At 55.2% G+C, this 13,633-nt stretch carries 9 protein-coding genes; 5 read left to right on the top strand and 4 right to left on the bottom strand.

Going from position 1 to position 13,633, the window contains the following annotated elements; translation table 11 throughout:
- Window positions 1-30: 30 nt before the first annotated feature.
- The 4 genes from NL123_RS14880 to NL123_RS14865 all read right to left on the bottom strand — a co-directional run bounded on the left by NL123_RS14880 (window position 31) and on the right by NL123_RS14865 (window position 7,740).
- Complete coding sequence (locus tag NL123_RS14880; RefSeq protein WP_282578166.1) at window positions 31-1,752, bottom strand: ShlB/FhaC/HecB family hemolysin secretion/activation protein; 1,722 nt, start codon at window positions 1,750-1,752, stop codon at window positions 31-33.
- Between the two features lie 631 nt (window positions 1,753-2,383).
- Window positions 2,384-3,880: a CoA-acylating methylmalonate-semialdehyde dehydrogenase gene (locus NL123_RS14875; RefSeq protein ID WP_494358124.1), complete on the bottom strand. Its 1,497-nt coding sequence runs from the start codon at window positions 3,878-3,880 to the stop codon at window positions 2,384-2,386.
- Between the two features lie 71 nt (window positions 3,881-3,951).
- A complete protein-coding gene (locus NL123_RS14870) occupies window positions 3,952-5,109 on the bottom strand; it encodes an iron-containing alcohol dehydrogenase (RefSeq protein WP_041983780.1) in 1,158 nt (385 codons plus the stop codon).
- A gap of 132 nt (window positions 5,110-5,241) precedes the next feature.
- On the bottom strand, window positions 5,242-7,740 hold the full coding sequence (locus NL123_RS14865; RefSeq protein ID WP_248481663.1) for a CoA transferase: 2,499 nt from the start codon (window positions 7,738-7,740) through the stop codon (window positions 5,242-5,244).
- 281 nt (window positions 7,741-8,021) lie between these two features.
- On the opposite strand from NL123_RS14865, the gene gcvA reads away from it, so the two are divergent.
- From gcvA to NL123_RS14840, 5 genes are all read left to right on the top strand, one after another.
- Complete coding sequence (gcvA, locus tag NL123_RS14860) at window positions 8,022-8,921, top strand: transcriptional regulator GcvA (protein WP_248481666.1); 900 nt, start codon at window positions 8,022-8,024, stop codon at window positions 8,919-8,921.
- 231 nt (window positions 8,922-9,152) lie between these two features.
- Entirely contained in the window at window positions 9,153-10,208 is a 1,056-nt protein-coding gene (locus NL123_RS14855) for an ABC transporter substrate-binding protein (protein ID WP_248481668.1), read from the top strand.
- Between the two features lie 113 nt (window positions 10,209-10,321).
- Window positions 10,322-11,404: an ABC transporter ATP-binding protein gene (locus tag NL123_RS14850; RefSeq protein WP_248481670.1), complete on the top strand. Its 1,083-nt coding sequence runs from the start codon at window positions 10,322-10,324 to the stop codon at window positions 11,402-11,404.
- Window positions 11,405-11,443: 39 nt separating this feature from the next.
- On the top strand, window positions 11,444-12,718 hold the full coding sequence (locus NL123_RS14845; protein WP_494358123.1) for an ABC transporter permease: 1,275 nt from the start codon (window positions 11,444-11,446) through the stop codon (window positions 12,716-12,718).
- A gap of 5 nt (window positions 12,719-12,723) precedes the next feature.
- On the top strand, window positions 12,724-13,572 hold the full coding sequence (locus tag NL123_RS14840; protein WP_494358122.1) for an ABC transporter permease: 849 nt from the start codon (window positions 12,724-12,726) through the stop codon (window positions 13,570-13,572).
- Window positions 13,573-13,633 lie beyond the last annotated feature (61 nt).

Raw genomic sequence — 13,633 nt, 5'->3', positions numbered from 1 at the left:
GTATCTCGATGCCCAAAGGGCGGTAAGAATTTAAAGAAAAAAATCCATGCGGAAGTAGATCGGCGCTTCACGTTCCGTGATCGGGTCCGGTCGTTCCAAAGAGTGTGCAAAGGTCACCGTGGCCGCGACGTTCTTGCCGCGTGCAAACAGTTCCAGGGAATTGCTGGTCATGCGCCCATGCTGTTCGGCGTTGTAGCGACCGTGGCGGATCACGCCTTGGTCGTAGCCGAGGCTGGTGCCGTATTCGTTGAACGCCGGCTGCAGCCACACCCAGGTCACCGGGCGGCTCCAGCGCAGGTCGTTGCGCCAGTAGCCGCCGCTATCGCCGGCCAGGCTTTGGTCCTTGTAGCCACGAATCGAGGACTGCCCGCCCAGGCTCATGCGTTGCGGGCTGAACAGCACGTCTTCGCTGCGTTGGCCGGTCATCAGGCTGCTGAAGCTGAATGACTCGCCCCACAGCTTGAAGGGGTACAGGTAGCTCACCGTCGCGGTGTATTTGCGGTAGCGCGCATCGGCCTGGCCGGGGCGTGGGTTGTGGTTGGCCTGGGCGTCGAACGCGCCAATGCCGTCCTGCATGCCCAGGTCGATGTTGAGGAATGAACCGCCAATGCGCCGGCCGTGGTTGATGCCAAACTGGGCTTCGCTGAGGCGGTTGCTGCTCAGGGCGAGCTTGCTGTCTTCGATGAAGTTGTTGGTGCGCAGGTAGGCCACGCCGGTGCTGAGGGAGGTCTTGCTCAGAGCGTCGCGGTGGACGACTCGCTCCAAGCGCAACTGGTGGCTCTGGCTGTCACCGGACTGCTTGAAGTTGAAGCCGCTGGCCTGGGCCAGGGAGCGGTATTCAGTCTCGCTGTAGCTGTAATTGAGGTTCCACCAGCCAAACGGCAGGTTGTAGTTGAGCATCGAGTTGCGTGAGGTTTTCTGGTGATCGCTGACGGCGTCGTGTGCGCCACGCAGGGAGAGTTGGTCAGCCAGGCCGAGCGGGTTATCCCAATCGAGACTGGCGCCCCACTGTTGTTCGCCGGTGCTGCGTTGGCCGCCGTTGTGGCGAGATAGACCAACACGCCAGGGTTTTTGCGGGGTGTTCTTGACCAACACCTCGCTGCCGCCGACTTGTTTGCCCGGTGCCAATTCCATCTGCGCCTGGTTTGAGGGAAGGCGGTTCAGTTGGTCGACCATCTGCTCGATTTCGCGCAGGTTGAGCAATTCACCCTTTTGGCCTGGAAAAGTCATGGCGAGCTGGCGGTCAGTGATCCCGCTGCCCTCTGCACCCTTCATGCCCTCCAAGCGGCCTTCCACCACTTGTACCTTGAGGTTGCCACTGCCGAGGTTTTGTTGCGGCAGGTAGGCGCGACTGGTGACCAGACCTTTGGCCAAGTAATGGTCGGTGATGACCTTGAGCAGATCATTGAGCTGCGGCACGCCAAGACATTGACCGATGTAGGGCTTGGTTAGGCTGGCGCGCTCGCCTTCGGACAGCGCGTCGGCGCCGCTGAGTTCAATGGTGTTGATGGCGAAACAGCGAGTGTCGGCGGGCGCTGTCGGCTTGGCTGGGGCGGCGGCTTTGCCGGGCAGGTCCTTGAGCTCTTCGAGGCGGCGCTGTTGCTCTTCGAGCAGGCGATCCTGACGGTCACGGATCAGGTCGGTGACGCCTGGCGTGTTCTGCGGGGTTGCGCCTTGGGCCATCCCGGCCGTGCTCAGGCAAAAAAATGCGAACAGCAGGCAAAGCCTGGTCCGACGTACCGAACGCCACATTTCTAGATCCCTCTAAGTGGCCTTGTGCCACTATTTTTTTCAGCGATCTTAGAGTGGCGATTTGATGGCGTCAATTAAATGTATGATTTTGTTTCGGCGTTGAAATGTTGATATCAAGTCGCAAGACGCGGCAGAGACCGAATTCACCGCGCAACCCTATCCCTGCTCGAGTCAACCTCGCGCACCCGGATTCTCAAGGCCGCCAAGCGCCCTCGCGAACAGCCACCGCTGATCAATAAAGATGTTCGCCGTGGGGGCCATAATGGGGGCATCGAAAAGTTTTTCGGACCTTAAAAGACCGTTCCAGAGCCAAGTCAAAATGTTCTTCGGCGACCCTGAGAGTCTTTAGGCGTCGCCGGGCAGGCTGTTTGGCTGATCATTTTTGCCTTCCCACCAACCATGGAGCTCCATTCACTTCCGGTGGATTGCTAAATTGGGGGCACATTTGAGGGCATGCTTTGGATGGTTTGAAAATGCTCCGCATTTTTCGATACGGAGCATTCTCTTAAGGGGCTGGACAGATTGCCAGGTTTTCACACTGTCTGTTGCAGCCCCCTTTCATACTCAAATTGAAATCACCTAGCAAGCAAAGATTCGAAGCTTGCATTTAGGTCACCTCAGATAAGGAGATTCACTTCATCGTCGGCATAGAGAACTCGACTCCCTCCCGAATTCCCGAAGACGGCCAGCGCTGGGTGACCGTTTTACGCTTGCTATAGAAGCGAACCGCATCCGGGCCGTAGGCATGCAAATCGCCAAACAACGAGCGCTTCCAGCCACCAAAGCTATGATAGGCGACAGGTACTGGGAGCGGTACGTTGACACCGACCATGCCGACCTTGATGTTGTCAGAGAAGTATCGGGCTGCTTCACCATCGCGAGTGAAGATACAAGTGCCATTACCGTATTCATGAGCATCGATCAGTTGCATCGCCTCTTGCATGCTCTGCGTGCGCACGATCAACAGCACCGGCCCGAAGATCTCTTCCTCGTAGCAGCGCATGCCGGGTTTGACTTGATCGATCAATGTCCCCCCAACAAAAAAACCGTTCTCGCAAGCTGGAACCTGAATGTTTCGACCATCCACTACGACCTGTGCGCCCTCCTCTTCTGCACTGTCGATGTATCCGATCACTTTTTGCTGATGTTGGCGAGTGATCAGAGGGCCGAAGTCGTTGCTCTTGTCTTGATAGGCGCCGACCTTGAGACGGGTCATTGCTTCGCGCATTTTGCTGATCAAGGCATCGGCTGTTGCATCACCCACTGTGACCGCTACAGACAGAGCCATGCATCGTTCCCCTGATGATCCAAATGCAGCCCCTACCAACTGGTTGACCGCATTATCGATGTCCGCATCTGGCATGACGATCGCGTGGTTTTTTGCTCCACCTAATGCTTGGCAACGTTTGCCATTTGCCGCAGCCGTCCGGTAGATGTACTCAGCGATTGGTGTCGAGCCTACAAAACTCACCGCCTGAACACGATGGTCGTGGAGCAAGGTATCAACGGCCTCCTTGTCACCATTGACCACGCTCATGACGCCATTCGGCAAACCAGCTTCCTCCAGCAGTTGGGCGATGAACAGGGTCGAACTTGGATCGCGCTCGGAGGGCTTCAGGATGAAGCAGTTGCCGCAGGCAATCGCCATAGGAAACATCCATAGCGGCACCATCGCAGGGAAGTTGAATGGCGTGATTCCAGCAACTACCCCCAGCGGTTGGAACTCACTCCAAGAATCGATATTGGGGCCAACATTTTTGCTGTGCTCCCCCTTGAGCAACTCGGGCACACCACACGCATATTCAACATTTTCGATGCCCCGCTGAAGCTCGCCCATGGCATCGTGGACAATTTTCCCGTGCTCTTCACCAATCATTTGGCAGATACGTTCGGCATTCTGCTCAAGCAGTTCTTTGAAACGAAACATCACCCGAGCGCGCTTGATCGGTGGTGTGTTGCGCCACTCAGGAAAAGCCGCTTCAGCGGCAGCAATGGCTTTTTCGACCGTTAGTTTCGAGGCCAGCGCAACCTGTTTGGTGACTTCGCCCGTTGCAGGATTGAACACGTCCTGAGTGCGCTCAGTGTCAGTGACAATCTGGCCGTTGATCAGATGACCTACAGTAATCATGTGAGTGTTCCTTATTTTATGTACGCGGCAGTTACCGCTGAAGTGATGAAGAGGCGTGGTGATCGTTTTGGCTACCAGAGGTTTCGGTAGAGCTCGATCATCTCGTCGACCGAAGGCACCCGAGGATTGTTGCCCGGTGAACCGGATGCGAGGGCTTGCTCAGCCATAATTGGCATCAGTTCGAAGAAGCGTGCGCGACTGATACCAAAGCCTTCAGGTGTAGGAACTTGCAGCTCGTCATTGAGGGCTTGCAGTTCGACGAGCAACTTAGCGTTGGCGCTATCGTCGCTGTCCTCAACGGTCGCAACACCAATGGCCCGTGCACAATCGGCGTAACGTTTTGGGGCGCCTGGGATGGAGAAAGCTGTTACGCCTGGCAGCAGCATCGCGTTGGAAAGTCCGTGTGGCACATGGAAAAAGGCTCCAATCGGGCGGCTCATACCATGCACCAGGGCAACCGAGGCTGCCGAAAACGCAACGCCGGCCAAGGTAGATCCCAGCATCAGCGCCTCGCGCGCTGCAATGTCCTGGCCAGCGTGATAGGCCCGGCGCAAGTTCGGGCCTATCAGGCGCATCGCGGCCAGCGCCTGACTGTCACTGTAGAGGTTGGCTTTGAGGCTGACATAGGCCTCAATGGCGTGGGTTAGTGCATCGATACCGGTATCCGCCGTGACACGAGCTGGCAGGGAGAGCGTCAGGGTGTAGTCGACCAATGCCGCCACAGGCATAAACCCGATGCCGACGCAGAGCATTTTTTCGTCGTTCTGTTCATCAGTAATGATGGTGAAACGGGTAACTTCCGAACCGGTACCCGCTGTGGTTGGTACTGCGATGATCGGCAAACCTTGCTCGCTCACCTGCCGTGGAAATTTATAGTCACGCATCTCGCCACCGAACTTGGCGAGAATGCCAATGGCTTTGGCACTGTCGATTGGACTGCCACCACCCAATGCAATGATGCTGTCATAGTCGCCCGATCTAGCATGTTCAACACCGGCACGAATCGAATCGACCGTGGGCTCAGGAACAGTGTCGGCGAAAACGTCGGCGCTCAAACCTTTGCTTGCAAGTACATCCTGGATACGACCGGCGTAACCGAGTTGCACCATCATTTTGTCAGTGATGATCAATGGTCGATGGCAACCCAGGCTAGCGAGCACATCTGGAATGGCCTCGCTGGCCTTGGCGCCCACCTGCAGGATGCGCGGCAGAACTATTTGATTCGACATGTTGCCTCCGAAAGTTTCCCTGTGGGGGCGTCGACTCCAGGAGAGTGCTGCCCCCTATTTTTCTTGTGATGGAAGTCGCCGAGGTAGATGGGCATTTGTGAAACTTCTTACCCTTGACCTCTGACGGGAATGTCAGCTGGGCAAATACTCTTGGCTCCAGCTGTCGCTGATAACGCTGAGGGTCATGAGAGCGTCAACTTCACTTTCGCTGTAACCGAGTTCACCCAAGACAGATCTGGTTGAAGCGCCAAATTTTTCTGCTGGTGAAAGGCTGCGGATCGCCGCATGGCGCGGGCGTATGGCAAAGGGATCGAGCTGAGTTACGCAGCGCCCACTTGGATGATCGGCATAGACACTGAACGAGTAGCTCCCGTTGTCCGTGCCCGGGTAGTTGTCAGCAGGTCGGCTGTAGCGATTGCGGAGATTGTCGATGTTATCCGGGACAGCAGCGGCGATTCCGGCTTCCTGCAAACGGCGTTGCCAGGTTTCTCCCGCCGCCTTGGCCAGAGCTGCACTGAGGAAAGCCGCGTGGTCATCTGCTGCAAACAGACCGTTCAAGCCTTGAACTGCATCCAGTCTGCCCAGATCCGCTGGATCTGCATCGAGGTATAGCCAACCGTCAGCGGTTCGATAGAAACGCGACAGATCGCTATAACCCAACACCTCACGACCCGCCGGCTCATCAAAAGGTGCGCGCCCCGAGTAGTCGTAACAGAAAGGAACTTGAACCAGGTTGCCCAAGGCAGCCAGTGACGTCCGAGCTCGGCTGACCTTGCCTGTTCTGGACTTTTGATACAACGCTGTGGCCACGCCAAGCGCAGCAGCGAAACCGCACATCACATCAATGGTGCCAACATGAGCATGTTCTTCCGGGGTCTGCATACCGCCACCAAACCGCAGCATGATGCCGGTCGTGGCCTGGATGAGATCGTCGTAACCCAAGTAGTCAGTTCTAGGGCCGCGGCGCGGGCCACCGAAGCAGTCCAACTGGCAGAAAATCACCTCAGGATTCACCGCCTTCAGGCTGGCTTCATCTAACCCTAAAGGCGCCAGTTGGCGATCAGGCGCATTCATGACAATGACATCCACTGACTTCACCAACCTGTCGAATACCTCACGCCCCTCCTCTTGATTGAGGTCGACCAACACGCTTTGCTTACCGCGCGCCGAAGACATACCGAACACCACGGTGTTCCATGGATCGTAATTAGGCTTGGTGGGGTCAAGCTTGATGACATCCGCACCGAATCGCCCGAGGAATGAGGTCGAGTGCGGGCCGGCAATCACGTTGGTCAGGTCGAGAATACGAATACCGTCCAGCCATCCTTTTGAGCACGGCTGATTGGCCACTGGCAATTGCTCGCGAGTGCCTTCACTCAAGGTGGCCAATGCCTCCTCGATACTGACTTCTCGTCGTGAGAGCGGAGACAGCATCAACTCTGCACTGTCTTCCAGCCAGGCTATAGCACCAGGCTGTTTCATCAGCCCATATTGATGATCAGTGACGTCAACCACTAGGCCTGCAGTGTTTGCATGCTCATCGTGCAACCACTCTTGAGTTGAACGATGAGGAGCGCCAGGAAACTGCCCTTCACCGAAGATTTTTTCCCATTGCGCAGCCGTCTTGGTCAGGAAGACTTCCTTCATCCGCGCCGAGATAACCTTGGCCCAATGAGCTGGTAGTGGATAAACACCGAGTGAGGCATCACCTTCCCATTGTGCAAATGGAAGGTAAGGATCTTCAACTTTGGGAAGGCCTGCAGCGAGCATTTCCTCGTACAAACCCATTGCCTGTAGGCAGCGTTTGGCATGCGAGCGATGGGAGGGGCAAACTGCGTAGAATTTGCGTCCGTCAGCACATTCATAGGTACGGTAGAAGGGGTCGAGGTACTCCTGCAAATCCTCATAACTGAGGTTCATCGGCAGGTTCTCGGTGCGTCGACGCTCAATCTCCTTTTCACGCAAGGTTTTGTAGCGCGCTGGATAGCCGTCGATCTTGATTGAGTTGTAAGAAAGTCCCTCCATGACCGCCGAAGCAAGCGGCACTTCGATCTCATCCCCCATGCCAGTGCGTTGTCTGGATTGTAATGCCAGCACCACAGCCGAGACGGCGAGCATAGTGCCGTAAGCGGATGCCAGTGGCAGTGGAGAAAAGCTCGGGTTAATGCCCATCAACACCCGGTTTTGCCCCATATCAGTGAAAACCCCTGAGGCTGAAGCGATAATTGCCTCAGTGGCACGCCATTGGCTTCGGAGTTCATCATTCGTTGCAAAACCTGGAATGGACAAGGTGATCAGTTGCGGGTGTTCACGACGCAACTCGGAAAAATCCAGCCCCAGTTTTTTCATCACGCCAGGACGGAAGTTCTCAATCACGATGTCGGCTTTCGCGATCATCTGCCTCGCGTGGCGCAAACCCTCAGGGGACTTCAAGTCCAAGCGTAAGCACTGCTTGTTTCGGTTGAGGACGGCATTCGCCGGGCTATCCCAGAGCGGGCCAGCGGGTGGATCAATATGGATGACCGTGGCCCCGAGATCACCCAGGATCATTGCGACAGCGGGGCCGGCAATGTGTTGGCCAAAATCGATAACGTTCACACCGCAAAGGGGTAGCTGACTGAGGTTTGTCATGTTTCACCCATTATTTTTATTGTCCTGCTTCTTCAAGCTTTCAGGCAGGGTTTAGGTTTTCAGAAGCCGTCTGCAGAGGCTCAAAGCGTTTCAGGCTTGGCCCATTGAGTGGCGATCTGGGAGTTACTTTCGAGAAAAGTTGGGGACTGCGAAAGCAATAAAAAAAAACCCTATGGGTTCATTTTTTTTATGCAATAGGAGTAGGATTTATGGGTTAGCGCTACAAGACGTACGCTGGCTCGCCCCGCAGCCAGGCACTTTTTCTCAGAGAATTTTGAGCCATGAAGAAGCGACTACCTCCGCTTAACTGGTTGCGCGCGTTCGAGTCAGCCGCTCGTCACCTCAGCTTCACGGAGGCGGCGGTAGAACTAAGCCTCACTCAGGCAGCCGTCAGTCAGCAGATCAAAGCGCTGGAATCGCAGCTCGGGGCAGCGTTGTTTAAGCGTCTACCTAGAGGCCTGGAACTGACGGAACCTGGCTTGGCCTTTCTACCCGTTGTCCATGAATCGGTGGAACGTCTGGCAGCAGCGACCGATGAAATATTCGGTCAAGGGCACCGGAAGGTACTCACAGTGCGCAGCAGTCTGGTTTTCTTTACTCACTGGCTGGCGGGTCGTATGCCGCGATTTCGTGAGCAGCATCCAGATGTCAATTTGCGCATCACCAGCAACATCTGGATGGGCGAAACCGATCTCGAATCCGATCTGGAAATTCGCTATGGCAGCGGAAAATGGACTGGCCTGAAGAGTGAACGGCTGACCTGGGATTTGCTTTTCCCTGTGTGCGCCCCTGGTTTGCCCACAACGCAAAAGCCCTTGAAAACGCCAAGAGACCTTCGTCACCACGAACTTCTGCATGTCTTGGGTTATGAGGAGGGATGGGGCTATTGGTTGAAAAAGGCCAAGGCCGACGACGTTGACTCATCTCAAGGACTGCAGTTCGACACGCTTATTTCCGCACTGAAAATGGCGGAGCTGGGTCAAGGCGTTGCCTTGGCGCGATCATCGCTCGTCGAGCAGTATCTTGAATCAGGACAACTCATCGCCCCTTTGACTGCAAAATTCAAAACCTCAGAAGCGTTTTACTTAGTGTATTCCCCGCACAAAATCGTCAATCCCCAAGCGGCAGCTTTCGCAAGTTGGCTGATGGAAGAAGCGTCCGCCGCGCGTAGCGAAGAATGAGGAAGTGATTTTGAATCCCTGAATGCCAGAAAGCCCTTCACCCTGCCCATCAATAGATAATTTTTGTGCGCCCATAAAAAAAATCGCCCCATTGGGCTTTTTTTTATTGCTTTTACCTTCGGATTTTTTTACCGAGAGTAAAGCCCTGATCGTCTCTTCGGTTGCTCACGCACCCCCGTGCAAAGAGCTCGTGACGGTTTCCCACAAAAATAAAAACGAGGGGTCTCACGCATGAAAAGCGCAACGTTTCTTTTGCTATCCGGCATCGTGTCCTGCAGTGTTTACGCAGAAAACACTCTCACGGTTGTGTCCTACGGCGGCAACCTGACTAATGCCCAGATCCAAGCCGCACACAAACCCTTCACTGCCGCCACGGGTATCCGGGTGATTTCGGAGGACTATTCCGGGGGCATCGCGCAAATCAAGACTCAGGTAGACAGCAAAAAGGTAACTTGGGACGTAGTCGATGCTGAAATACCGAACGTCATTCGTGCCTGTAATAACGGCCTGCTCGAACGAATCGACCCCGCCACCCTGGCTCCTGCACCGGATGGAACACCTGCTGCAAAGGATTTTCTGCCAGGGGCCCTGACGGAATGCGGCGTGGCGAGTTATGTCTGGTCGACAGTCATGGCCTACAACACCAAAGCCTTCAAGGGCGAACAGCCCCATACCCTGAAAGACTTTTTCGACACCAAGCGCTTCCCAGGCAAGCGAGCACTGCGTAAAGCACCTCAAGTCAATCTTGAATGGGCGCTGATGGCCGACGGCGTGCCCCGTGAAAAGGTGTACGAGATGCTGGGGACTGAAGATGGCCTGGATCGAGCTTTTGCCAAGCTCGACACAATCAAAAAGGACACCATCTGGTGGGAAGCCGGGGCACAAGCGCCGCAACTGCTGGCCGATGGCGAGGTCAGCATGATCTCAGCCTATAGCGGGCGTATCGTGATTGCGCAGCAGAAAGAGCAGCAGCCGTTCAAAATCGTGTGGGATGGTCAGATGTACGACATGGAGGCTTGGGTAGTGCCTGCCGGCAACCCGAAAAAAGATCTGGCGATGGATTTTTTGAAGTTTGCCACTCAGAGCTCGGTGCTGGCTGACCAAAGCAACTATATCGCATACGGCCCGACACGACTCTCGGCGCAAGCCCTGGTAGACCCGAAGGTCAAACCCAACTTGCCAACCAGCCCAGAAAACTTTGCCAGCGCGCTACAGGTGGACTCCCAGTGGTGGGGAGACCATGCAGACGAACTCAACGAGCGCTTCAACGCTTGGCTGTCCAAGTAACCAAAAACTCAACCACAACCTTGCCGCAGCACACCTGACACACCCCTTTGGCGGGCCCGGGCGACTTTTCGTGCCCGGCTCCTCTACAGCACCAATAACAAGAGATATCTCCCATGCGTACTGAATCATTCGTTAGCTTTCGAAATGTGCAGAAGAGTTATGACGGCGAACATCTGGTCGTCAAAAACTTCAACCTCGAAATCGAACAGGGTGAGTTCGTCACCATGCTTGGCCCATCAGGTTCCGGCAAGACGACATGTTTGATGATGTTGGCAGGGTTCGAGACCGTGACTCATGGGCAAATCTGCATTGATGAAAAACCGGTAAATGATATAGCTCCGCAAAAGCGCGGTATCGGCATGGTGTTTCAGAACTATGCCCTTTTCCCTCACATGACCATTGAAGAAAACCTCGCGTTCCCACTGAAAGTGCGCAAATTGCCCCGGCAAGACATCGAAGACCGGGTGCGTAAATCACTTGACCTGGTGGCCTTGGGACAATTCGCAAAGCGAATGCCGGCTCAGCTGTCTGGCGGTCAGAAACAGCGTGTTGCACTGGCCCGTGCATTAATCTTCGAGCCACGTTTGGTGCTGATGGATGAACCGCTTGGAGCGTTGGATAAACAGCTTCGTGAACAGATGCAATATGAAATCAAGCGCCTGTCAAAACAGCTCGGCATCACAGTTGTGTACGTCACTCACGATCAGACTGAAGCCCTCACGATGTCGGATCGCATTGCAGTCTTTAACGATGGAATTGTCCAGCAACTGGCCAATCCGTCCGACCTTTACGAAAAACCGCAGACCGCATTTGTCGCGAGCTTCATCGGCGAGAACAACCGGCTGATGGGGCAGATTATCGAGCGCCAGGAACGTTACTGCCAGGTGCGTGTTGGTGAGCATCTCGTCAAGGCGCTGGCCGTCAATATCCACCCTGTAAGCTCGACCACCACACTGTCGATTCGTCCTGAGCGCGTGCAGCTTGGCGCACGTCCAGGTGAGTACGACAACCATATGCCGGCCCGCATTGAGGAGATCATTTACCACGGTGATCATTTGCGAGCGCGCTTGAAACTGGCAGGCAACGACGAGTTCATCGTCAAGATGGTCAACACCGCAGGACACGCCGCTCCCCAAGCCGGCACTTGCATCGATGTGGGTTGGTCAGCCGACGACTGTCGGGCGCTGGACGCCTGAAGCCCTACAACGACTTTACTGTTTTGCCGGAGCACCCAGATGAACAACTCATATACCGTCAGCCCCATATTAGAGACCGTCAGCGAGCCCCTACCTCAAGGAAACCTGAAGTCCAGCCTTGACCGGGCAGAACGTCTAAACAAGACCAAATCACTGCTATTGGTCGTCCCATTGCTGGCATTCATTACGGTATTTTTCTTGCTGCCTATTGGCGCGATGTTGCTGCGCAGCATCCAGAACCCGACCCTTTCCACGGCGATGCCACAGACCGCAGCCGCATTAGCCAACTGGGAGGGCACAGCCTTGCCAGACGAGCAGTTGTTCGCCACCGTGGGTCATGAAATCCTCGCCCTGCAGGAGACCCGACAATTGGACAGTGTCGGCTCCGATCTCAATAGGGTGATGAGTGACGCCAAGAGCCTGATGGCCCGCACTGCACGTGGCCTGGCCAGCAAGGTCGTCGTGCCGGGTGCGTTTAACACCACAATGACCGGCATCGACAAGCGCTGGGGGCAGATCGGCACCTGGATGCAGTTGAAGAAAATGGCGCCAGCCTACTCCGCAACTAACTATCTCGCTGCCTTGGACCTGCGTTATGACGACCAAGGTAAGGTTGTTCAACAACCTGAGAGCCGACGCATCTACGTCAGCATTCTGATCAAGACCTTGATGGTTGCACTGGGTATCACGGCGCTGTGCATGATCCTGGGTTACCCGCTGGCCTACATGCTCGCCACCCTTCCGGCAAAAACCAGCAACCTGTTGATGGTCATGGTGCTGTTGCCGTTCTGGACATCACTTCTGGTACGCACCAGCGCCTGGATGGTGATCTTGCAATCCAACGGTGTGCTGAACAGCACGTTGAACAGCATGGGATTGATCAACCAGCCACTCGAACTCATGTACAACATGTTCGGAACGGTCATTGCTATGACACACATCCTTCTGCCTTTCATGGTGCTGCCGATGTTCAGCGTCATGAAAAGCATCGACACAACCTATACCCGTGCAGCGCACTCCATGGGCGCCAGTTCATTCCGCACTTTTGTGCAGATCTATTTTCCCTTGTCTTTGCCTGGATTGAGCGCTGGAGGCATCCTGGTGTTCATTCTGGCGACGGGGTACTACATCACTCCGGCGTTGGTGGGTGGGCGTACCGGACAAGTCATCAGCAATTTCATTGCCTACCACATGCAGACCTCCCTGAACTGGGGACTGGCCGCCGCCATCGCGTCCATCCTCCTGATGATTGTCCTGGTGCTGTACTGGATTTATGACCGGGTCGTGGGCATCAACAATATGAAACTGGGGTAATCAAGATGAGTCTTCCAAGCTATACCAGCCCGATGGGCAGAGTCTGGTTCTTCAGCGTTCGAAGCTTTGCGGTATTGGTGCTGTTGTTTCTGATTTTGCCAATATTGGTAGTGGTGCCTTTGTCATTTAACGTCGAGCCCTACTTCAGCTTTACCAGCGGCATGCTCAGCCTTGATCCAGCGGCCTTTTCAATGCGTTGGTACCACACGCTTCTCGAGGATCCACTGTGGGTGCTGTCGTTCAAGAACAGTCTGCTGATCGCCTTCTGCGCAACGGTGATTTCAACGGCACTCGGGACGTTGGCAGCACTCGGCTTGTGTCGCGCTAATCTGCCGTGCAAGGGACTGCTGATGGGCACCCTGATTTCGCCGATGATCGTACCGGTGATCATCTCTTCTGCCGGCATGTACTTTTTCTACAGCGCATTGGGCATCGGGCAAAACCACCTTGGCATCATTCTGGGCCATGCGGTACTAGGTACGCCATTCGTCATCATCACAGTGACGGCGACATTGGTTGGTTTCGACCACTCGTTGACCAGAGCAGCGACTAGCCTCGGAGCTTCTTCCACCTATACATTTTTCCGCGTGACCTTCCCCATTATTCGTCCTGGGATCATGTCCGGCGCGCTCTTTGCGATGGTGACCTCATTCGATGAGGCGGTGCTGGTGCAATTTCTTGGCGGGGTTGAGCAACGCACCATACCGCGCCAGATGTGGTCAGGTATGCGCGAACAGATCAGCCCAACCATACTGGCGGCGGCCACGTTACTGATTCTCGGCTCGGTGGCATTGCTGGTCGCTGTTGAACTCATGCGTCGACGCTCGTTGCGCCTAAGAGGCATCAAAGAGTAACGAGCGTAGTTCCTGAGGCCCGTGAGACGCTCACTTTTATAAAGATGCGTCAAAAAAGAAA

Source organism: Pseudomonas sp. FBCC-B1565 (assembly GCF_059133265.1).
This window is presented reverse-complemented; position numbering and strand designations above follow the sequence as displayed.

Excerpts from the sequence above, each read along its gene's own strand:
- NL123_RS14880 (WP_282578166.1), bottom strand. The coding sequence starts at position 1,752 with ATGTGGCGTTCGGTACGTCGGACCAGGCTTTGCCTGCTGTTCGCATTT.
- NL123_RS14875 (WP_494358124.1), bottom strand. The coding sequence starts at position 3,880 with ATGATTACTGTAGGTCATCTGATCAACGGCCAGATTGTCACTGACACT.
- NL123_RS14870 (WP_041983780.1), bottom strand. The coding sequence starts at position 5,109 with ATGTCGAATCAAATAGTTCTGCCGCGCATCCTGCAGGTGGGCGCCAAG.
- NL123_RS14865 (WP_248481663.1), bottom strand. The coding sequence starts at position 7,740 with ATGACAAACCTCAGTCAGCTACCCCTTTGCGGTGTGAACGTTATCGAT.
- gcvA (WP_248481666.1), top strand. The coding sequence starts at position 8,022 with ATGAAGAAGCGACTACCTCCGCTTAACTGGTTGCGCGCGTTCGAGTCA.
- NL123_RS14855 (WP_248481668.1), top strand. The coding sequence starts at position 9,153 with ATGAAAAGCGCAACGTTTCTTTTGCTATCCGGCATCGTGTCCTGCAGT.
- NL123_RS14850 (WP_248481670.1), top strand. The coding sequence starts at position 10,322 with ATGCGTACTGAATCATTCGTTAGCTTTCGAAATGTGCAGAAGAGTTAT.
- NL123_RS14845 (WP_494358123.1), top strand. The coding sequence starts at position 11,444 with ATGAACAACTCATATACCGTCAGCCCCATATTAGAGACCGTCAGCGAG.
- NL123_RS14840 (WP_494358122.1), top strand. The coding sequence starts at position 12,724 with ATGAGTCTTCCAAGCTATACCAGCCCGATGGGCAGAGTCTGGTTCTTC.